Raw genomic sequence first — 25,135 nt, forward strand, 5'->3', positions numbered from 1 at the left:
ATGAATGTACATTCGTTTTCGCTGGAAACCTTATCTCACTTGCTAGAAGTACGTGCACAAGAGGGACCGGACCAGCTTGCGTTTCGGTTCTCTCGGTTTCAAGGAGAAGAGGAAGTCCTCGCTACAGAACTGTCCTATGGGCAATTGTGGCAACAGGCTCGGGTGGTTGGCGCATTGCTGTCCCGGCGATTGGCTCAAGGAGATCGGGCCATCGTGGTGTGCCCCCCGGGTCTGGATTACATCATCGCTTTTTTTGCCTGTCAGCTGGCCGGTATCATTGCCGTTCCGGCCGCTCCGCCGTGTAACGTCAAATATGTAGAGCGGCTGGAAGCAGTAATCTCAGATGCCGAGGCCCGATGTGTATTGTGTCAATACGAGCAGTTGGACAGCCTAAGGCCCTGGGAACAGGCTGACCCTGCACTGTTCTGCCTCGCCATTAACGATAGCGAGCTAGAAGAATGGAAAGACTGGCAGCCTGTCAAGTACAATCCTAGTTCCATCTCTTATCTGCAATACCCATATGGTACTACAGGCCAGCTCAGAGGAGTGATAGCGACCCATCTACAGATATTAAAGAACTTGAGATATATTCAGGAGCTAATAACTAGTGGATACGGGTGGGCAGATGAGATAGTAGAGGGCATGTGCAGCTGGTTGCCCCCGTTTCATAATCTGGGGCTCATTGGCACCATCTTGCTGCCGCTGTATCTGGGGTGTCCGGCCAACCTGATGGCTCCACAGAGCTTCATACAGCGCCCCAAGCGCTGGCTGTATTTGATTAGCCAGACCCGTTCTACACTCACCGTGGCACCCGCCTACGCCTATCAATTGTGCTGTGATGAGCTCCAGAAGGAACAGCGGGCAGGCATTGAGTTGTCCAGCCTAAGATTTGCATTAGTCGGTATAGAACCGATACAGCCGGCGACACTCGAGGCGTTTGTCCGTACTTTTGCGGATCATGGCTTTCAAGCATCAGCATTTTGTTCTGCCTATGGGGTTGTAGAAGCTGGGGGGCTGGCCACTGCACGGCAACCGTGGCCACTGGATAATGCGGACAGCAAAGAAAGGGCAGGTCTTATTCATAGATCTTCCGGAGCTTTGGTTGCTCAATTAGCAACGGCTCAGGTTGGGGAGCGGGCCGTGATTTCGGTTGGGCAGGTGGTAAATACACAGCAGATCCTCATTGTCGACCCGCAGACCTGCGAGCAACAGCAGGAGGGAACTGCGGGCGAGGTCTGGCTCAGCAACCCATCCACTGCCAGCGGCTATTGGCGTAAGGCAGAACTGACCCAGCGAGTGTTTAGGGCACAGGTTCACGGAGAGAATAGCGGGCAGACATGGCTGCGCACCGGTGATCTGGGGGTGCTGCAGGAGGGCGTCCTGTATGTGCTGGGTCGGCTGAAGGACTGGGTGAGCTTCTGCGGCCAGACTTACTGTGTGGTAGATCTGGAGCCTTGGAGAGCTAATAGGGGGTCTCTTGTTGACAATGAGGACCGCTGCTTCGACACGGAGCGGTTCACGTTTTGCATGATTGGGCAGGCCTCTCAGCATGCAATTCCCCTTACACCATGCGAAAGCCGTGGTGAGCAACCCTTGTCTACTCAGCAAGAGAACCTGTTGTTTTTAAACTCAACGTGCACTGGCGGTTCTGGGCACAACAGCAGGGCAACAACTTTCGTACTCCGTGATGCTGTAGTGATAGAAGCACTGCAGCAAGCATTGGTCCGATTAGTTGAGCGCCATACGTGCCTGCGTAGCGCTTTAAATGTGCAGGCGGGAAAGTATATGCAGATGATCGGGGAAGTCCCACAATCCGCACTTTCTTTTAATTTTGAAGACCTCTCCAATGTGGGTGGGCAAGCCTTTTGCGAGCGGGCTAACGCTGTTCAACAGAGTATGTTTGATCATGAGCTAGGGAGTACCTTGCAGGCTCATCTGCTGCAACAAAAGCAAGACCGTATGTTGCTATTTTTAGCAGGGCCACTGGCGCTTTATGACAACTGGAGCTGCCGTTTATTGCTTGAAGACCTCAGTCGCCTTTATACGCAGGAGGTTGTGGGAACGCCAGTAGATCTTGCGGTCTTGCCACTGAGTTATGTTGACTATGCAGTTTGGCAGCAGGAGCTGCTTTCTTCCTCCCCTATGGTGGAGGGCGTGCAATGGTGGAGACAAGAGCTGTCTGGAGCACCGGGCGCGATCCCCTTACCCTATGACCATCCAAAGCCAATACAGTGGGACCTTTCCATTGGCTCGGTTGGCTTTAGTATTCCTGCTTCGAGTGTGCAGCAGCTGAAAGCGTTGGCCGAAGAACACGGTGCCAGCTTGTTTATGGTGCTGGAGACTGCTTTTGCCAGCTTGCTTTCACGTTTCGGTGCTGGTGAGGACGTGGTGATTGGGACTGGGGTGTCAGGGCGGTGTCGGCCAGAATTGACGCAGATGACGGGATGTTTCGAGAAGTACCTTCTCCTTCGTAACTCAATGGATCTTTCCCGCTCCTTTGCAGAGCAACTGCAGCACTCGAAACAAATGATTTATGGAGCTTTTGCTCATGAAACTTTGCCCTTTACGCAGGTCTTCGAGGGGCTGGAGCAATGGCAGAGCAACAGACAGTCCCCAGCGATCCAGATATGGCTGTTCTGGCAAGATTGGCTTGAAAGCCCCCATCAGACCACTTTGCGCACCAAATGGGCTGTCATGCAAAATAGTGAGACAGCTTATCCTGTTCCGTTTGAGTTGGCCCTGTTTTTACGTCACTCCGGAGAGGGCTTACACGCAGAGCTGCGCTTTTCAAAACTGCTTTTTGAAGAGGCAACGGTACACCGACTTCAGAAAGCGTTTGTCCACTTACTGAAAGGGGTAGGGCGTACGCCGGACACACGCCTGCATGATTTAGTGCTTCTGGGAGCTCAGGAATACAAACAATTGCTGCACGGCTTCAATAACACAGAGGTTGAGTATCCCACGGATGCAACGGTGGTGGATTTATTTGAGGCGCAGGCCCGCCAGCAGCCTGAAGCTGTTGCTGTGATCGAAGGCGACAATAAGCTCAGTTATGGCGAGTTGGATGCCACTTCCAACCGTCTGGCCCGCTACTTGATCACCCAAGGCGTGGGACCTGAGCAGGTGATCGGGGTATGTCTGGAACGCTCCGCCCAGCTGATTATCTCCTTGCTGGCCATTTGGAAGGCAGGTGGTGCCTATTTACCGTTGGATCCAGACTACCCGCAGCAACGTTTGACCTTCATGTTGAAAGATGCCGACGCAAGAGTGGTCCTCACACAAAGCAATGTCGTAGAGGCTGGTACTTTTAGAGATTCACAAGACGAGCTTTTCCTAATTGTTCTAGATAGACCGGCTCAGCAGCAGGAATTGGTGAGTGTTAGTAGCGAATCGCTTACCGCTGCTTTGTCCCATTGCTCATCCAGATCCCGCACTCTGGCCTATGTGATCTACACGTCCGGCTCCACCGGCGCCCCAAAAGGGGTGATGGTGACACATGAAGGGATCATGAACCGCCTAAGGTGGGTTCAGGCAATAGTTCCTCTGGGTCCGGAAGATGTACTTTTGCAAAAGACACCATTTACATTTGATGTGTCAGTAGGCGAGTTGTTTTGGTGGGCTTGTCATGGGGCAAGTGTAGTGATGTTGTCTCCTAAGGCCCATCGGGAGATTTCGGTAATCTGTCAGACTATAACGGATCACAAAGTCAGTGTTGTGCATTTTGTGCCAAGCATGTTTGATCCCTATTTGGCATATATGGAGGGTGGTGAGGAGGGGGCGAGCCTGACTTCAGTAAGGACTGTCTTTACAAGTGGTGAAGCCTTAAAAGCTAGTTCGGTGATGCGCTTCCACACCTTAACTTCCAAGATCGACAGTAAAGTCTGTTTGATCAACTTGTATGGACCGACAGAGGCAACTGTTGAAGTAACCGCTTATCTGACCACAGATGCCGAGGATGTGGTGCCTATTGGTGCTCCTGCGGCTAATACACAGGCCTATGTTGTCGACGGGCGGCTGGAGCCTGTTCCGATAGGAGTTTCAGGTGAACTGCTCATTGGCGGGTTACAGGTGAGCCGGGGCTATTTGGGGCGCTTTGGTTTAACCGCCGAAAAGTTCATTGCTGATCCGTTTTCCGGAAAAGCAGGCGGGCGGCTGTACCGTACAGGCGATATGGCCCGCTGGCGATCTGATGGAACACTGGAGTATCTGGGGCGTATCGATACACAAGTAAAAATCCGCGGTATGCGGGTGGAGCTAGGGGAGATTGAGGCAGCCCTTCAAACGCAACAGGGCATTGCTCTGGCGGTAGTGGAGGCAAGCACGCAACATAGCCTACAGACCCAACTTGTAGCCTATGTGGTTCCCGAACAGATTTCAAAGAATAGCAGTCTTGTTCCCCAAAAGGTTGCCACCCCACTGACTGCCGAGGCGCTGGACATCAAAGAGCTTATTAGCCTGACAGACCTTCGTGGCTCTCTCAGGCAAATCCTGCCAGAACATATGGTTCCGGCCTACTATGTGGCAATTTCACACCTGCCGGTTACTTCATCAGGTAAACTGGACCGGAAGGCGCTTCCCCGTGTTGCAGCTACTACTGCCCAAGCTGCTTATGTTTCACCCCGTACACAGGAAGAGACACTCATCTGCCAGATTATGCGTGATGTGATTGTTCATGATCGTCATACACTGGAGAAGGTTGGAATTGATGATAATTTCTTTGATATTGGCGGTCACTCAATCTTTGCGGCCCAATTTGCCATGCGACTGGAAAAGGCCTTGGGGCGACATGTTCCAATCCGCCTAGTGTTCCAAAGTCCTACGGCGCGCCTGTTGGCTGTTCGTCTGGAAGAGACTTTTGAACGCCTGCTTCCTCCGGTTACGCCGGTCGACCGTACCCAGCCCATCCCGGCGTCTTTTGAACAACAGCGTATGTGGCTGGCCAATGCCCGCTTTGAGGGTAAACCGGTATATAATGAGGGCCTGCCACTGGTGTTCAAGGGGGAGGTCAATACAGAGGCTCTGCTTCAGGCGGTGCAGGGGATACTTGATCGCTACGAGGTGCTACGTACCCGCCTTGTCAACCACGACGGCCATTTGTGGCAAGAGATCGACCCGCCTGCCAGTCTGGCGTCCCGCTTCGAGGACTGGTCGGATCGAAAAAAAAGCCCGCAGGCGCTGCTTTCAGATGCGGAGTATAAATGTGCTCAGCTGCTGGCAGCTCCTTATGATCTGAGCCGCGAGTATCCATGTCGATCCCTTGTTGTGAAGATCTGTGCCAATCTTCATGTTTGGTGTTTTGCAAACCACCACAGTGTGGGCGATAACTGGGCTCTCAATCATGTGATGCCTGCGGACTTTTCCAAACTGTATCATGCTGCAGTGCTGGGTGAGGCTGCGCAGTTACCAGACAGGGAGCTGCAGTATGCAGACTATGCCGCATGGCAACGTTCTCAAGCTCTAGCCCCTGTACTGACCAAAGAACTGAGCTGGTGGGCAAAGACCCTTGCAGGAGCGCCTGAAGCTCTTGAGTTGCCTTTTGACCGGGCGCCGCTGGTAACACGCACCCATATTGGCGGTAGTCTTGTTTTGGAAGGTCTGAGCCCTACACATTGGCGTGACATCGAGACTTACGCGGTCCATCAGGAAGGCTCCCCCTTTATGGTGTTTGTGGCTGCCCTGTGGGGGCTTTTATCCCAACTGTGCCAGAGCAATGATATCGTAATCGGGGCTCCGCATGTAATGAAACCGGATACCGCTTTGTGGGATGAGTTTGGTTATTTTGGCAATACACTTGCCCTGCGCAATCAAGTTGACGGGGCAGCAAACTTTACCGAGCTGTTTGCACAGGCAAAAGCGTGTGTCCGTGCAGCCTTTACCCATCAATATGTCCCTTTTGAGGAGGTCGTATCCGCATGTGCAAGCGCGCCTTCGAATACCTCTCCGCTTTTTCAGGTTCTAGTGGTGATGCATGCCTATGAAGAAGAAGGAGCCATATACTTTGATGGTCTAGATGTGGAAATGATGGAAGCGGCGCTACCGGCAGTGGCCAAGTATGATCTAGTCATTGATATTGCTCCAGGGTCCTCAGGGGTTGGCTTTTGTTTGCGCTACGCGACAGATGTATTTGACAAGGCCACAGTCGACCGAATTGGGGCTATGTTACAGCGTTTTTTATTAGGGGCGTTAAGCGCCCCGCAAACGCCCATCGCCTTTCTTCCGCTGTTAGATTTGGCAGAGCAGGATCAACTGTTGCACGGTTTCAATGATACCGCTGTCAGTTATCCGGAAGACCAAACAGTTGTGGACCTGTTTGAGGCGCAGGCCCGCCAGCAGCCTGAGGCGGTTGCAGTGATAGAAGGCGACAATGAGCTGAGCTATGGCGAGTTGGATGCTGCGTCCAACCGTCTGGCCCGCTACCTGGTTGCTCAAGGAGTGGGACCGGAGCAGGTGGTGGGAGTATGCTTGGAGCGCTCCAATTTGTTGGTCATTGTCTTGTTGGCCATCTGGAAGGCAGGCGGGGCCTATTTGCTGTTAGATCCGGACTACCCTCAAGAGCGCCTCACCTTTATGCTGAGGGATGCAGACATTAAAGTACTGGTAAGCACAGGTGAGTTTGTAGTAAACCCTACCGGTGGTTCAGCCTCCTTCGGCACAATCTTGTATAATGTACCGTCTACCCTTGAACACATCGAAAGCTATTCATCCTCTACCTTAAATACATGTAAGTATTCCCAGCCCATTCACCGGCATAGTTTAGCTTATATCCTATATACATCTGGTACTACAGGCCAGCCAAAAGGTGTTTCACTTGAACTCTTAAGTGTTACAAATTTTATCAGGGCGTGCCAGAAAGACTGTGGTCTTACCCCACAAGATCGCGTTCTATTTTCTTCAAGTCTATCATTTGATGTGACTATTGAGCAGGTTTTCCTACCGCTTTGCCATGGGGCTTCTATTATCATCTTAGATCCTAAAGAACTGGTGGACGCCAAACAACTAGAGCATATCTGCAAGCGTTATAAACCAAGTTTCATCCATGCCACACCAAGTCTGTGGTATTCCATGAAAGAAGCTGGCTTGCAGGCCAAAGAGCTCACTTGTGTAGTTAGTGGGGGAGAGGCGCTTGGATCTGACCTTGCGCACTATTTGACTGAATTGGCTCCCACGGCATGGAACACATATGGGCCAACTGAATGTACTGTTACAGTCACTACCAGTCGACTGACTTCAGAATATAGCAACTCCATCGGAGTTCCGGCACAAAATGTACAAGCCTTTGTGGTGGACCCATGGGGGCAGCCGGTCCCGATTGGAGTTTCTGGTGAACTGTTGATTGGCGGGGTTCAGGTGAGCCGCGGCTACCTAAGGCGTTCCGGTTTAACTGCTGAGAAGTTCATTGCCGATCCGTTTTCGGGCAAGAAAGGTGCACGCCTCTATCGTACCGGGGACTTGGCTCGCTGGCGATCTGATGGCACGCTGGAGTATCTGGGCCGCATCGATACTCAGGTCAAAATCCGCGGCATGCGGGTGGAGCTGGGTGAGATTGAGGCGGCGCTGCAAGCGCAAGCGGGCATTGTTCAGGCTGTTGTTGTGGCACGCAGTTTTGAAGGGACCTCAAGAGAGGATGTTTCTCTCGTGGCCTATGTGGTGCCGCAAGGTAGGACGGAAGATCTGGTGGCCTGTGCGCTTGACCATTCAGTTGAGAGTGATGGCGGCGCTAAGACAGACCAGCAGGCCATGCACATCTTGCGGCTGGAAGGGGTGCTGGATGTGGCGCAGGTGCGCTCGTGTCTGGCCTCTATCTTGCCCCGCCATATGATCCCTTCCCAGTTTGTCGGGTTGTCGTGCCTGCCACTCACGCCGTCAGGAAAAGTAGACCGCAAAGCCCTGCCGGATGTAGCGGGAACAACCGTTCAAGTGGGCTATGTGGCGCCGCGAACCCAGCATGAAGAGCTGATCTGCCAGATCATGCGCGATGTGATTGCCCATGATCGCCGTTCTCTGGAGCGGGTGGGACTTGATGATAACTTCTTCGAGATCGGGGGCCATTCTATTTTTGCCGCCCAGTTGGCGCTGCGGCTGGAAAAAGCCCTTGGTATGCACGTGCCGGTGCGCCTTGTGTTTGAAAGCCCCAGTGCCCGCCAGCTGGCTACACGGCTTGAGGAGCGTTTTGACAAGCCGTTGCCAGCTGTGGAGCCGGTGGATCGCAAGGCGCCCATTCCCGCCTCGTTCGAGCAAGAGCGCATGTGGCTGGCCAATGCCCGCTTTGAGGGGCAGCCAGTCTACAATGAAGGCATGCCGCTGATCCTGCGCGGGGCTGTGGACACACCGGCCCTTCGTCAGGCGGTGCAAGGGGTGTTGGAGCGCTATGAGGTGCTGCGTACTCGGCTGGTCAGCCGCGATACCGGCCTGTGGCAGGAGATTGATCCGCCCGAAAGCCTGCAGAACGTGTTTGAGGATTGGTCACAAGAGGGGCAGCCATTGGAGGCGTTGCAGGAGCGGGCACAGCAGCGCGGTGCCCGGCTGCTCGCCGCCGCCTATGATCTGAGTACTGATCACCCCTGTCGCTCGCTGGTGCTCAAGCTCTCGCCAACCGTTCATGTGTGGTGTCTGGCCACCCACCACAGTGTGGGGGACAATTGGTCGCTCAGCCATGTGCTGCCCGCCGATTTTGCCGCGCTTTATGAGGCAGCCACAGAGGGACGTCCGGTAGCTTTGCCTCCCTTACCGCTGCACTATGCAGACTATGCCGCCTGGCAGCGGTCCGAGGCGATGGCGTCGGTATTGGCTGAAGAGCTGCAGTGGTGGCAACAGACCCTGTCTGGCATACCACAAGCGTTGGACTTGCCGTTTGATCGGCCGCGGCCGCAGCAGCGCAGCTTTGCCGGACGCCGGATTATCACACCGGGACTGGACCCGGACCAGTGGCGGCAAGTGGAGGCGTTTGCCGCCCGTCATGAAGCCACGCCATTTATGGTGTTTGTGGCAGCGCTTTCCAGCTTTCTTGCCCGGGTCTGTGGTAATCAGAACATTGTTCTGGGCACGCCGCATGTGATGAAGCCCGATGCGGCCTTGTGGCCCGAGTTTGGCTACTTTGGTAATACATTAGCCCTGCGCCTGCCGGTTGATGGGCAAGAGAGTTTTGAGAGTTTGGTGACACAGGCCCGTACCTGCGTGCAGGATGCCTTTAGCCATCAGTATGTTCCCTTTGAACAGGTTGTTTCCGCTTTGGAGGACACAGCTGCCACCGTCACCCCGGTGTTTCAGGTGCTGTTGGTGATGCATGCGTTTCGCGATGAAGGAGCTGTGCTGCTGGACGGGGTTGAGGCGGAGTACCTTGAGGGCTCACATCCGCCGATCTCGAAATATGATCTGACGGTGGATATCAACCCCTGCACCTCAGGTGTGATCCTCTCCATGGAGTATGCCACAGATGTCTTTGACGAGAAAACTGTCCAACGCCTCGGGGCCATGCTGCAGCGGTTCTTAACTTCTGCGTTGCAAACACCTGACACACCCGTTGCGTTGCTTCAGCTTTTGGATGGGGCAGAGCGTGAGCAGCTGCTGCACGGCTTTAACGACACACACGTGAGTTACCCAGAGGATCAAACGGTTGTGGACCTGTTCGAAGCACAAGCCCGTCAGCAGCCTGAGGCGGTTGCGGTGGTGGATGGGGAACACCAGCTGAGTTATGGCGAGTTGGATGCGGCCTCCAACCGTCTGGCCCGTTATCTGATTAGCCAAGGGGTGGGATTAGAGCAGGTAGTCGGCGTGTGTCTGGAACGCTCCGCTGAGCTGATCATCACCTTGCTGGCCATCTGGAAGGCAGGCGGGGCCTATCTACCGCTTGATCCAGACTATCCGCCAGAGCGCCTCGCTTTCATGCTGGGAGACGCTGGGGTGAGGGTGGTTCTCACCCACCGTAATATGAGGGAAGCTGCTGCCCTGAATGCGAAAGCAGGCGAGATACGTCTGGTTGTTCTGGATGATATCGATATTCGACAATCGTTAACGGCGTTCAGCGGCAAAGTACTTACACAAAGTTACTTAGAGAGTTCACTGACACCCCGTTCCCTTGCCTATGTGATCTATACCTCTGGTTCTACTGGAATACCCAAGGGGGTAATGGTACCGCACCACAATGTGGTGCGGCTGCTCAAAGCTACACAAAGATGGTTCCAGTTTGGGCCTGCGGATGTGTGGTCCCTGTTCCACTCGTATGCCTTTGACTTTTCTCTCTGGGAGATGTGGGGGGCCTTATGTACAGGGGGGAGGGCGGTGGTTGTCCCGCTTTGGATTGCCCGCTCCCCACATGCCTTTGCAGATCTTGTGATTAAAAGAGGAGTGAGTGTTCTCAACCAGACCCCCACAGCCTTTGCTGGACTGCTTGAACATCTGCTGCATTCTGACTCGGATACCAGTTCGCTTCGGTTGGTGATTTTTGGTGGTGAAGCATTTGATCTTAGCCTGCTGGCACCTTTGCAACAGCAAGACAGTGGTTTGCGGCCAAGCTTTGTCAATATGTATGGCATTACAGAGACAACGGTGCATTCTACCTATTTCCCGGTGCTCCTTGATAGAGGTGCTGGAGGGGGAAGCTGCATTGGCAGGGCTCTGCCTGATTTGCAACTGTATGTGCTGGATGAGTGGCTGGGTTTAGCTCCTCTGGGTGTGTCTGGAGAGCTGCTTGTGGCAGGCGCGGGACTTGCCAGAGGTTATTTGGGTCGTTCGGGATTGACTGCTGAGAAGTTCATCGCGGATCCGTTTTCCGGCAAAGCGGGGGCGCGGCTGTACCGCACCGGGGATCTGGCCCACTGGCGGTCTGATGGCACGCTGGAGTATCTGGGCCGCATCGATACTCAGGTCAAAATCCGTGGCATGCGGGTGGAGCTGGGGGAGATCGAGGCGGTCTTGCAATCGCAAGAGGGCATCCGTCAAGCCATTGTCGTAGCCACCAGCTCGCAGGACCCACAGGGAACCCAAACACAGCTGGTGGCCTATGTGGTGCCCAGTGCTTTACAAAATGGGGAAGGTCCTTCTTCTTCACAGGCATCAAACACACAGGCAAGGGAAGGAAACGCACCCACCTCTGCCCAACTGAGTTTGGTGGGTTTGATTGATCTGGTTGCTCTACGTGCTGCCCTTAAACGGCACCTTCCTGACCACATGGTGCCAGCCCAGTTTATCGGGCTGTCTTGTGTGCCACTCACGCCGTCGGGCAAAGTGGACCGCAAGACCCTGCCGGATGTGAGTGGAGAGGTGGTGCAAAGCCGGTTTGTGGCGCCAGCCAACGCGACAGAACAGCTGGTTGCCGCAATCTTTAGTGAGCTACTTGGGGTGGAGCAAGTGGGACGGGAGGATAATTTCTTTGCCCTTGGCGGCCATTCGCTTCGTGCTGTCCAGCTGGTTACCCGGCTACAGGCGGCAACCGGTAAGAACGTTGCCATTCGCCATGTGTTTGAAGCGCCCACGGTTGTTGAACTGGCTGTCTATCTGGATCACACCCAATTGGCCTCTGAGTATGTCCCTCTGGTGCCAGCTGACCGGGCTCATCCGCTGCCGCTATCGTTCCAACAAGAACGCTTGTGGTTTTTGGATCAGTTGGATGAAGGGGCTGGCGCTGCCTATAGCATTACAGGTGCTTGGCAGATAGAGGGACACATCAACCGAGTTGCCCTTGATCGGGCAGTTTGGGATTTGCTGGCCCGCCATGAAGCTTTACGCACGGTGCTTGTCAGTGAAAGTCATGGGCAGCCATCGCAACGTATCTGCCCCGTAACAGGCTCTGAGATGGTTGTTAAGGATGTATCTAGTCTGGACAGACAGCGGCAGATGGAGTGGGTGCGAGAACTGGAATCGCAACGGTTTGCATTGGATAAAGGGCCGCTGTTCACTCTCACACTATTATTGTGTTCTCCAACCTCACAAATTTTAGTGTTCCGTGGACATCACAGTGTCTTAGACGGCTGGTCTCTTTCCATTTTATGGCAGGACCTTTCGATGTTTTATTTGCAGGCGTGTGAAGGTAGCTCCGCCCACTTACCTACACCTATTCAGTATGCCGATTATGCGGTCTGGCAACGCAAAGTATTGTCGCACGAAAGCTTGAAGGAAGAAGTTAATTGGTGGATGCAGGAGTTGTCGGGGATGCCTCAGGTGATTTCTCTGCCATTTGATTATCCTCGACCAAGGCAGATGAACTATGCTGGCGGCATGGTATCATTCTCTGTTTCTTCTCAGGTGACACAGGGACTGAAAGACTTGGGCAGGCGGCATAACGCCACCTTGTTTATGGTTCTGGAGACGGCTATGGCAGCTTTTTTGTGTCGTCTTGGTGCAGGAAACGATGTGGTAATTGCCACCTCGGTGGCAGGTCGATCCCTACCTGAACTGGAAGGGATGGTCGGCCTTTTTGTCAATACTCTGGCCGTGCGCAATCGGATTAATCTGAGTAGATCGTTTACTGAACAACTTAATGTGTGTCAGCAAGCAATACTGGCAGCGTTTGCCCATGATATGGTGCCGTTTGAAGCGATTGTGGATGCGGTGACACCGGTGCGCACCTTGAGACACCCTCCATTAACGCAGGTGTTGCTGGTATTGCAAAACACCCCGCTGGGGCCAGAGATGCTACATCTTGGCAACAGCGTAGCGCACCAGATTGAGAGTGAAGAACAAACCGCAAAGTTTGACCTGACGCTGGATTTGACCGAAGGCCCCCAAGGCTTGAGTGGTACGCTGAACTATGCCTCCCAGCTGTTTGAGCCAACGACATGCGCAAGAATTGCAGCCATGTTCCAACTGTTTTTGGAGGATGTTTCCCATGCTCCACAAAAGAGCCTGCATGAGATGTGCCTTCTGGACGGGAGCCAGCGGGATCATCTGCTGTATGACTACCAAAACCCTGTTTCGGATGAACCCATAGACCTAACGGTTATAGATCTGTTTGAGACGCAGGCTCGTTTATACCCGCAGTCGAGAGCTGTTATTCATGGTCAACTGGAGGTTTGCTATGGAGAACTGGATCAATCATCCAGCCGGCTGGCCCACTATCTACTGACCAAAGGGGTGGAACCTGAGCAAGTGGTAGGCGTGTGCATGGAGCGCTCAGCCGAGCTGATCATTATACTGCTGGCGATCTGGAAAGCAGGCGGGGTTTACTTGCCATTGGACCCGCAGGACCCGCCAGAACGCCTAGCCTTTTTGGTACAAGATGCTAATGCAGGACTAATGATCCTCTCGAAATCCAGTGGTTTGATGCAGCATGAGGGAATGGAGCGTCTGAATGTTCCTTTTGTATGCCTAGATAGTTTTTGTCTGCAAATGCACTCTGACCAAGTGGAGGTAACTTCTCTCCCCTCTTTAAACCTGCAGCCTAAGAGGCAGGCCTATGTGATCTATACCTCTGGTTCATCGGGACATCCCAAAGGAGTTGTTGGGAGCCATGACAACCTTGTGCACCTTGCTTGGGGGTACTGTCAGGGGCTACAGATTCAATCCCATTTACATGGTTTACAGCGTGCACCCCATATTTGGGTTGTTTTTTTTGAAGAAGTGTTGCCGATGCTTGTCACAGGAGGCTGTGTGGAGATTTACCACAAGCGTGGGCCCTTTGATGCACAAGACTTCTGGGCGTTTGTGAAAGAGAAATCCATTAATTATCTGGTTGGTCTCCCTTCTCTTCTGGGGTCTGCCTCCGAAGAATTTGACTTTGCACAGAAAGTGTTTGTGGTAACCGGAGAAGCCCCCAAGTGGCAAGATCTTGAGCCAGTAGCCACTCATGCACAGCTGCACAACTCTTTCGGCTCAACGGAAACGGGAGCAGTTTCGGCTATTAGCTCTCAGATTTTGTCTAGTGATAGCATGACGGAGCTGCGCCCCTTTGGCGTGGCCAAGATATACATTCTGGACACCTATCTTGGGTTGGCACCGGTGGGGGTAACCGGGCAGGTTCATGTGGGTGGACAGGCCGCAGCCCGTGGCTATGTGGGGCAGGCAAAACTGACAGCGCAAAAGTTTATCGCTGATCCGTTTTCGAATAAGGGGGGCGAACGTCTTTACTGCACCGGAGATCTTGCCCGGTGGCGCTCCGATGGCACGCTTGAGCTGATAGGCCGTATGGATCGTCAGGTGAAAGTTCTGGGTATGCGAGTGGAGCTGGGCGAGATAGAGATGGCACTTCAGAGGCAAGGGGCTATTGCTCAGGCCGCTGTGGTGGCACGCAAGGCAGAAGGGAGAGAGGTTCAGCTGACGGCTTATGTGGTACCTCAATCTGTACTTGAGGAACAAAAGGGGAAGGAAATCGATGTGGGACAGCCCCCATTGAAGACGAATTGCCCGCTGGTATTACCGTCCCCAATCCTGCCCGATCTCATGGAACTACGCCGGGCACTGCAGCAAACACTACCACAGCATATGATTCCTGTCCGTTTTGTAGGGCTCACATATCTACCTCTCACCGCTACGGGCAAACGTGATCGCCAAGCATTGCCCGATGTGGCGGGCAGCACTGTTCAAGTGGGGTATGCAGCACCGCAAAGCTCTCAGGAATGGCTGGTGGCAGAAACCTTCACCAACATTCTGGGAGTAGAACGGGTGGGCCGCAATGACAGTTTTTTTGATCTGGGAGGACACTCGCTCAGTGCAGTGCGACTGGTGTCACGGTTGTCTCAGTCTGTGGGCAAGACAGTTGCAGTGCGCGATGTGTTTGAAAATCCAACAGTTGCTGGGCTAGCACTGCAACTGCAGACCATGACCACCTTCTATGATCAGATGCCGCTGGTGCCCCAAGACCACAATCAGCTTCTGCCGCTCTCGTTACAGCAAGAGCGGCTGTGGTTTCTCGATCGTCTGGATGCCCGGGCGGGGGCGGCCTATCATACCTTTATGGCTGTCTACCTGACGGGTCCGTTGGATGTTGTGGCGCTTGATCAGGCTGTGGCCAAACTAGTTGCTCGCCATACTGTCTTGCGCACTACCTTCGTGGAAAGTGATTATGGTCGGCCCTATCAGCGTATTGCTTCTGCCGAAGGTCGGGGCTTGGTGCGGAAAGAGGAGGGGAAAGGATGGAGTAAAACACAACAGGAGGCATGGATTGAAGTTTGCCTGACCCGCTCCTTTGACTTGGCAAAAGGTCCTTTGTTTCGGGTAGAGTTGCTGCGATTGGGTCAGAACTATCATTTGATGGTGATTGGCGCACACCATAGTGTGATGGATGGTTGGTCCTTTGGTATTTTGCGCAAGGATCTGGCGGCTCTTTATAGGGAAGTTATGACTGGCAGCCCAGCCCCTCTGTCCCCCCTTACGATAGACTATGCAGATTATGCAGTGTGGCAGCGACAGGTACTGACATCAGAGCACTTAAAGTTAGATTTGGCATGGTGGGTTGAAGAGCTTTCAGGAGTGCCAGAGGCGATTACTCTGCCGTTTGATCGCCCTAGGCCTCCAATTATGGACTATAAGGGGAGCCGAGTGCCTCTTTCCGTTCCCGCGCAGCTTACCCAAGAGCTCAAACAGTTGGGACAAGCTCACACGGCCACCTTGTTTATGGTGCTGGAAACCGTGTTTGCGGTACTATTATCTCGCCTTGGAGCGGGGAGGGAAGTGGTGATTGCTACCCCGGTAGCTGGACGCAACAGAACCGAGCTGGAAGGTTTGATTGGCTTCTTTGTCAATACGGTGCCGATACGTAATAGATTAAACCTGAAACGGTCCTTTTCTGAACAGCTGCAGATATGTCAGGAGGCGGTTCTGGCGGCGCTTGCCCATGACACTGTGCCCTTTGGACAGGTGGTGGATGCGCTTTCGCCAGAACGATCCATGGGGCATGCGCCGATTACACAAGTTCTGTTGACATTGCAAAATGTTCCTGATTGGGAGAGCGAGCTGACCCTTGGTGAGGCTGTAGCTACCTCGGTTTCCATGAGCAAAGAGGTGAGCGCCAAATTTGAGCTGGAACTTGTCCTTTGGGAAACGCGACAGGGTTTGGAAGGCACCCTTGTTTTTGCCACTCAAGTATTTGACCAGCAAACCGCGGAGCACATTGCTGCCCAATACTGCCGATTACTACAGCGGGTCGTGCAGGCCCCGCATATAGCTCTTTATGATCTGCCGGTTTTGGATGGGGCAGAGCGTGAGCAGCTGCTGTATGGCTTTAACGACACACACGTGAGTTACCCAGAAAATCAAACGGTTGTGGACCTGTTTGAAGCGCAAGCCCGCCAGCGGCCTGAAGCTGTTGCGGTGGTGGATGGGGCACATCAGCTGAGCTATGGCGAACTGGATGCGGCCTCCAACCGACTGGCCCGCTATCTGATCTTTCAAGGCGTGGGACCGGAACAGGTGGTGGGGGTATGTCTGGAGCGCTCCGCCCAGCTGATCATCACCTTGCTGGCCATCTGGAAGGCAGGCGGCGCCTACCTGCCGCTGGATCCAGACTATCCGCCAGAGCGCCTCGCCTTTATGCTGAAAGATGCTAGGGCAAAGGTGGTTGCGACAGACAAGACGGCTTGTAGGTCCATAGGTGAACTGGAAAAGGATAAGTCTGTTCGCCGGCTTTTTGTGGATGGACAGATCACAAAGACGGCCATAGCTGGGCTTTCGGCACATCGACTGCTGCCGCAGGAGCGCCTTGCCCGCCTTTGGCCGAGTACACTCTGTTATACTTTATTTACGTCCGGTTCCAGTGGACGGCCCAAGGGGGTCTGTGTGGAACACCGGCAACTGACCAACTATCTTGGTTTTGTCAATAGCGCGTTTGCGAGAAAAAAAGTAGAGCGGGTACTTCATTATACGAGCCTTGGATTTGATTATTCAGCAGAAGAGTTATGGTGGCCACTGGCCTATGGACATACAGCGGTGATCTGGACAGGCTCGCGTCAAATGCTTGCCGAGACTCTGGGGCGCTGTTTACATCAAGCCCATGTAACCACCTTGGTCGTGGTCCCCTCACTCCTTGAAGTTTTGCAAGAACAAGACGACTTGAAAGGGAGTCTTGATTTGCAAGTGCTGTGCGGAGGGGAGGCTCTGCCCCTTCGTATGGCACAAAAGTTACTTAATGCAGAATTGGTGGGGCGTCTGGTCAATCACTACGGCCCTGTGGAGACCACCATCAATGTGTCCTATGCGGTGGTCGAAGAGATACACAGCTCTTCGATCCCTATTGGTTCGCCAGTATCTAACACGCAGACGTATGTGGTGGACCCATGGGGGCAGCCAGTTCCCATTGGTGTTGCAGGCGAACTGCTCATCGGTGGGATGCAGGTGAGCCGAGGGTATCTGGGTCGTTCTGGTTTAACTGCTGAGAAGTTCATCGCCGATCCGTTTTCCGGTAAATTGGGGGCGCGGCTGTACCGCACCGGGGACCTAGCTCGCTGGCGACCAGATGGTACGCTGGAGTATCTGGGCCGCATCGATACTCAGGTCAAAATCCGTGGCATGCGGGTGGAGCTGGGGGAGATCGAGGCGGTCTTGCAATCGCAAGAGGGCATCCGTCAAGCCATTGTCGTAGCCACCAGCTCGCAGGACCCACAGGGAACCCAAACACAGCTGGTGGCCTATGTGGTGCCCAGTGCTTTACAAAATGGGGAAGGTCCTTCTTCTTCACAGACATCAAACACACAGGCAAGGGAAGGAAACGCACCCACCTCTGCCCAACTGAGTTTGGTGGGTTTGATTGATCTGGTTGCTCTACGTGCTGCCCTTAAACGGCACCTTCCTGACCACATGGTGCCAACCCAGTTTATCGGGCTGTCTTGTGTGCCACTCACGCCGTCGGGCAAAGTGGACCGCAAGGCCCTGCCGGATGTGAGTGGAGAGGTGGTGCAAAGCCGGTTTGTGGCGCCAGCCAACGCGACAGAACAGCTGATTGCCGCAATCTTCAGTGAACTACTTGGGGTGGAGCAAGTGGGACGGGAGGATAATTTCTTTGCCCTTGGCGGTCATTCGCTTCGTGCTGTCCAGCTGGTTACCCGGCTACAGGCGGCAACCGGTAAGAACGTTGCCATTCGCCATGTGTTTGAAGCGCCCACGGTTGTTGAACTGGCTGTCTATCTGGATCACACCCAATTGGCCTCTGAGTATGTCCCTCTGGTGCCAGCTGACCGGGCTCATCCGCTGCCGCTATCGTTCCAACAAGAACGCTTGTGGTTTTTGGATCAGTTGGATGAACGGGCTGGCGCTGCCTACCATATTGAAGGGGCATTTCTATTGGAAGGTCGGCTGGACCTGGATGCACTGGACCAGGCCTTTGGAGCCTTGGTCAGTCGCCATGAAGCTTTACGCACGGTCTTTGAGACCGGTGAGAACGATCAGCCCTGTCAAGTTATCAAAGATGTGCCGGGAACTGGTGTTTTGGTCGTGGAGGATAGCCATGGGGTAAGCGAGGGTGCACTGGTTTCACAGGTTCAGGACCTGTTGGGACGTCCCTTTGATCTGATGAAGGGCCCCCTGTTCCGTGTGACCCTACTCCGTATTGCCTCCCACACGCATGTGTTGGTGATAGGCGGCCATCACAGTGTGTTGGATGGCTGGTCTTTGGGAATATTATGGCGCGAACTCTCTGCGCTTTACCGAGAAGCGATGACAGGGGAGGTGGCCCGTTTGCGCTCCCTTACGGTACAATACCCCGACTATGCGGAGTGGCAACGGCAGGTTTTAAGTCAGGGGCGATTGGAGAAGGAGCTCTCGTGGTGGCGTGAAGAGCTGTCTGGAGTACCGGAAGCCATCACACTGCCTTTTGACCATCCGCGGCCAAAGACCATGGACTATCAAGGGAGCGTGGTAACATTTACTGTGCCAGAAGAGCTGAACTCGAAGCTCAAGCAAATGGGACAGTCCCATTCCGCTACCTTGTTCATGGTGCTGGAAACAGTGTTTGCAGTGTTGCTGGCCCGCCTTGGGGCGGGCAGGGATGTGGTGGTGGCCAGTCCAGAGGCCGGACGTTACCGGCCTGAGCTCGAAGGCTTGATCGGGTTCTTTGTTAACACCTTGACGCTGCGCAACCGTGTGGACTTAACCAGTTCCTTTGAAGAGCATCTGCAGCGGACACGGGAAGTGGTGTTATCTGCCTTTGCTCATGCCCAAATTCCGTTTGAAGCGGTGGTACAGGCTCTGGAACCAGTGCGTTCCATGCAGCATGCGCCGGTGGCACAGGTGGCTTTTATTTTACAAAATACTCCTGAGGTGGAGTTTGAACCCCATTTAGGAGAAGTCGAGATCTCTGGTTTTACGCAGGCCCCGCCCCCGGCAGCAAAGTTTGAACTGGCCTTTGAGTGTGTGGAAACCGATGGTGGTCTTGAGGGCAATGTATTTTATGCCACACAAGTGTTTGACCAGCAAACGGTGGAGCGTATTGCTGCTCAATACTGCCGATTACTACAGCAGGTCGTGCAGGCCCCACAAGCTTGTCTTTATGATCACTCGCTTTTGGGTGAGGATGAGTTTGAGCATCTTCTGCACGGCTTTAACGACACACACGTAAGTTACCCAGAGGATCAAACGGTTGTGGAGTTGTTCGAAGCGCAAGCCCGCCTACGGCCTGACGCTGTTGCGGTGGTGGATGGGGCACACCAGCTGAGCTATGGCGAGTTGGATGCGGCCTCCAACCGTCTGGCCCGGTATCTGATCTGTCAAGGGGTGGGACCGGAACAGGTGGTGGGGGTGTGTCTGGAACGCTCCGCCCAGCTGATCATCACCTTGCTGGCCATTTGGAAATCAGGTGGGGCCTACCTGCCGCTGGACCCTGAACATCCGCCAGAGCGCCTTGCCTTTATGTTAAAAGATGCTGGGGTGAGACTAGGGGTGACAGATAAGTGGCACACAGGTTCTGTGATAACAGAGCATGTGGATAATAATAGACAGTCTTGGATCTTGCTGGATAAAATCGGTGTAAACGAATGCTTGAAGGAGTTTGCTAGTTGCAAGATATTATCTGATGAGGGGAGGTCAGAGTTTAGGACACATCACCTTGCCTATATAATCTATACATCGGGATCAACGGGAAAACCTAAAGCTGTTGCTGTGTCACACAGCAATACGGTTAATCTGGTAAGGCATCAGGCCACGTATGTTTCAAAGGGCCGATCACAACGGGTAGCCCAGTTCGCCGCCATTGGATTTGATGCATCTCTTTCTGAGGCTCTTATGAGTCTGTGTACTGGGGCAACGTTGTGTGTCGTTCCAGTACAGGCGCGTGCCTCAGGAACATTGCTTGCAAGAGAGATGGAACAGCAAGGCATTACTATGCTGACCCTCCCACCGGTTTTGCTGGGTGATTTTCTCAGAGCTTCGCCAAGTGGCTTGCAAACTTTGGTAACAGCGGGTGATAAACCGAATTCACGCTGGGTACATCAGGCTACCCAAAACTATTCTTATATCAATGGCTACGGCCCAACTGAAACTACCGTTTGCGTTGCCAATTTTATCGCCCGTAGTGATTTTACTGACACTGAGGTGCCCATTGGTTCTCCTGTGCCCAACACGCAGGCCTATGTGGTGGATCCAAGGCTCCAGCCTGTCCCGATTGGAGTTTCTGGCGAACTGCTGATTGGCGGGGTTCAGGTGAGCCGCGGCTACCTAAGGCGTTCCGGTTTAACTGCTGAGAAGTTCATCGCAGATCCGTTTTCCGGCAAAGCGGGGGCGCGGCTGTATCGCACCGGGGATCTGGCCCGCTGGCGATCTGATGGCACGCTGGAATTCCTTGGCCGTATGGATACTCAGGTCAAAATCCGCGGCATGCGGGTGGAGCTGGGGGAGATTGAGGCGGCGCTGCAAGCGCAAGCGGGCATTGTTCAGGCTGTTGTTGTGGCACGCAGTTTTGAAGGGACCTCAAGAGAGGATGTTTCTCTCGTGGCCTATGTGGTGCCGCAAGGTAGGACGGAAGATCTGGTGGCCTGTGCGCTTGACCATTCGGTTGAGAGTGATGGAGAGACGGACCATCAGGCCATGTATATTTTGAGACTGGAGAGCGTGCTGGATGCGGCGCAGGTGCGCTCGGGTCTGGCCTCTATCTTGCCCGGCCATATGATACCTTCCCAGTTTGTCGGGTTGTCGTGCCTGCCACTCACGCCGTCAGGAAAAGTGGACCGCAAAGGCCTGCCGGATGTAGCAGGAACAACCGTGCAAGTGGGCTTTGTGGCGCCGCGAACCCAGCATGAAGAGCTGATCTGCCAAATCATGCGCGATGTGGTTGCCCATGATCGCCGTTCTCTGGAGCGGGTGGGACTTGATGATAACTTCTTCGAGATCGGGGGGCATTCTATTTTTGCCGCCCAGTTGGCGCTGCGGCTGGAAAAAGCCCTTGGTATGCACGTGCCGGTACGTCTTGTGTTTGAAAGCCCCAGTGCCCGCCAGCTGGCTACACGGCTTGAGGAGCGTTTTGACAAGCCGTTACCAGCTGTGGAGCCGGTGGATCGCAAGGCGCCCATTTCCGCCTCGTTCGAGCAAGAACGCATGTGGCTGGCCAATGCCCGCTTTGAAGGGCAGCCGGTCTACAATGAGGGCCTGCCGTTGATCTTGCGCGGGGCTGTGGACACACAGGCCCTTCGTCAGGCGGTACAAGGGGTGTTGGAGCGCTATGAGGTGCTGCGCACCCGGCTGGTCAGCCGCGATACCCGCCTGTGGCAGGAGATTGATCCGCCCGAAAGTCTGCAGAACGTGTTTGAGGATTGGTCACAAGAGGGGCAGCCATTGGAGGCGTTGCAGGAGCGGGCACAGCAGCGCGGTGCCCGGCTGCTCGCCGCAGCCTATGATCTGAGTACTGATCACCCCTGTCGCTCGCTGGTGCTCAAGCTCTCGCCAACCGTTCATGTGTGGTGTCTGGCCACCCATCACAGTGTGGGGGACAATTGGTCGCTCAGTCATGTGCTGCCGACCGATTTTGCCGCGCTGTATCAGGCCGCCAAAGAGGGACGACCAGCTACCTTGCCCCCCTTACCGCTACACTATGCAGACTATGCCGCCTGGCAGCGGTCCGAGGCGATGGCACCGGTATTGGCTGAAGAGCTGCAGTGGTGGCAACAGGCCCTGTCTGGCATACCACAAGCGTTGGACTTGCCGTTTGATCGGCCGCGGCCGCAGCAGCGCAGCTTTGCCGGACGCCGGATTATCACACCGGGACTGGACCCGGACCAGTGGCGGCAAGTGGAGGCGTTTGCCGCCCGCCTTGAGGCCACGCCCTTCATGGTGTTTGTGGCGGCGCTTTCCAGCTTCCTTGCCAGGGTCTGTGGTAATCAGGACATTGTTCTGGGCACGCCGCATGTGATGAAGCCCGATGCGGCCTTGTGGCCCGAGTTTGGCTACTTTGGTAATACATTAGCCCTGCGCCTGCCGGTTGATGGGCAAGAGAGTTTTGAGAGTTTGGTGACACAGGCCCGTACCTGCGTGCAGGACGCCTTTACCCATCAGTATGTTCCGTTTGAACAGGTTGTTTCCGCTTTGGAGGACACAGCTGCCAACATCACCCCGGTGTTTCAGGTGCTGTTGGTGATGCATGCGTTTCGCGATGAAGGAGCAGTGCTGCTGGACGGGGTTGAGGCGGAGTACCTTGAGGGCTCACATCCGCCGATCTCGAAATATGATCTGACGGTGGATATCAACCCCTGCACCTCAGGTGTGATCCTCTCCATGGAGTATGCCACAGATGTCTTTGACGAGAAAACTGTCCATCGCCTCGGGGCCATGCTGCAGCGGTTCTTAACTTCTGCATTGCAAACACCTGACACACCCGTTGCGTTGCTTCAGCTTTTGGATGGGGCAGAGCGTGAGCAGCTGCTGCACGGCTTTAACGACACACACGTGAGTTACCCAGAGGATCAAACGGTTGTGGAGTTGTTTGAGGCGCAAGCCCGCCTACGGCCTGACGCTGTTGCGGTGGTGGATGGGGAACACCAGCTGAGCTATGGCGAATTGGATGCGGCCTCCAACCGTCTGGCCCGGTATCTGATCCGTCAAGGGGTGGGATTAGAGCAGGTAGTCGGCGTGTGTCTGGAGCGCTCAAGTGAGCTGATCATCACCTTGCTGGCCATCTGGAAGGCAGGCGGAGCCTACCTGCCGCTAGACCCCGACTATCCACACCAGCGCCTCGCCTTCATGCTGGGAGGGGCAAATAGTCAACTTCTGTTTTCACACTCCCGATATAGTTCAATTATTGAGATACTTAAGGCGAAATTAAATATTTCGTGCGTGATGGTTGATCAACAACCCATCAGTGGGCCACTAGCTTGTACTCCAAAAGATAGTGTTTCAGAGCCCAGTTATAAGTACAAATTGAAGCCTGATGATTTGGCTTATGTCATTTATACATCTGGCTCAACCGGACACCCAAAAGGGATATTTGTTGCCCACGACAGCCTTTATAACAATACAAGAGTTGCAATTGATAAGCGCAGTTTAAAATTCGGAGACAGGGTTCTGTCCAATACGCCCCTCTGTTTCGACGCTTCTTTATTTGAACTTCTGCCTGTCCTGAGTGTGGGCGGTGTTCTGGTTATCGACGGAGGGCAAAAACGAACTCCTGAAGCCTTAGTCAAAATTATGAAAGAGAACAGTGTAACGCATATTTTTCTTACTCCTTCACGGTTGGCAACATTTGAGAGTGTAGTGCTAACGGTGCCGTATATTGATGTAGGTGGAGAGAAATGTAGCCAGAACCTCATTGATCATTATAGTGAAACTGCGCATATGGTGAGTTATTATGGCCCTTCTGAAGTAACCATTTTTGTAATGGCTTGCCAGTTACAAAAACAGCAGCCTCCTCAGCTTGGCGCACCAGTATCTAACACGCAGACGTATGTGGTGGACCCATGGGGGCAGCCAGTTCCCATTGGTGTTGCAGGCGAACTGCTCATCGGTGGGATGCAGGTGAGCCGAGGGTATCTGGGTCGTTCTGGTTTAACTGCTGAGAAGTTCATCGCCGATCCGTTTTCCGGTAAATTGGGGGCGCGGCTGTACCGCACCGGGGACCTAGCTCGCTGGCGACCAGATGGTACGCTGGAGTATCTGGGCCGCATCGATACTCAGGTCAAAATCCGTGGCATGCGGGTGGAGCTGGGGGAGATCGAGGCGGTCTTGCAATCGCAAGAGGGCATCCGTCAAGCCATTGTCGTAGCCACCAGCTCGCAGGACCCACAGGGAACCCAAACACAGCTGGTGGCCTATGTGGTGCCCAGTGCTTTACAAAATGGGGAAGGTCCTTCTTCTTCACAGACATCAAACACACAGGCAAGGGAAGGAAACGCACCCACCTCTGCCCAACTGAGTTTGGTGGGTTTGATTGATCTGGTTGCTCTACGTGCTGCCCTTAAACGGCACCTTCCTGACCACATGGTGCCAACCCAGTTTATCGGGCTGTCTTGTGTGCCACTCACGCCGTCGGGCAAAGTGGACCGCAAGGCCCTGCCGGATGTGAGTGGAGAGGTGGTGCAAAGCCGGTTTGTGGCGCCAGCCAACGCGACAGAACAGCTGATTGCCGCAATCTTCAGTGAACTACTTGGGGTGGAGCAAGTGGGACGGGAGGATAATTTCTTTGCCCTTGGCGGTCATTCGCTTCGTGCTGTCCAGCTGGTTACCCGGCTACAGGCGGCAACCGGTAAGAACGTTGCCATTCGCCATGTGTTTGAAGCGCCCACGGTTGTTGAACTGGCTGTCTATCTGGATCACACCCAATTGGCCTCTGAGTATGTCCCTCTGGTGCCAGCTGACCGGGCTCATCCGCTGCCGCTATCGTTCCAACAAGAACGCTTGTGGTTTTTGGATCAGTTGGATGAACGGGCTGGCGCTGCCTACCATATTGAAGGGGCATTTCTATTGGAAGGTCGGCTGGACCTGGATGCACTGGACCAGGCCTTTGGAGCCTTGGTCAGTCGCCATGAAGCTTTACGCACGGTCTTTGAGACCGGTGAGAACGATCAGCCCTGTCAAGTTATCAAAGATGTGCCGGGAACTGGTGTTTTGGTCGTGGAGGATAGCCATGGGGTAAGCGAGGGTGCACTGGTTTCACAGGTTCAGGACCTGTTGGGACGTCCCTTTGATCTGATGAAGGGCCCCCTGTTCCGTGTGACCCTACTCCGTATTGCCTCCCACACGCATGTGTTGGTGATAGGCGGCCATCACAGTGTGTTGGATGGCTGGTCTTTGG

1 protein-coding gene (running past one end of the window) is annotated in these 25,135 nt (G+C 54.2%); it reads left to right on the forward strand.

Features of this window, described 5'->3' with window-relative positions:
• Positions 1–25,135: the 5' portion of a non-ribosomal peptide synthase/polyketide synthase gene (locus tag P6574_RS09445; RefSeq protein WP_310620064.1), read on the forward strand. The gene runs 10,352 nt beyond the window's last position; 25,135 of the gene's 35,487 nt are visible here — the first part of the coding sequence; the start codon lies at positions 1–3; its stop codon lies off the right edge, out of view.

It is taken from the genome of Pseudovibrio sp. M1P-2-3 (assembly GCF_031501865.1).
Taxonomy (GTDB): Bacteria; Pseudomonadota; Alphaproteobacteria; order Rhizobiales; family Stappiaceae; genus Pseudovibrio; species Pseudovibrio corallicola.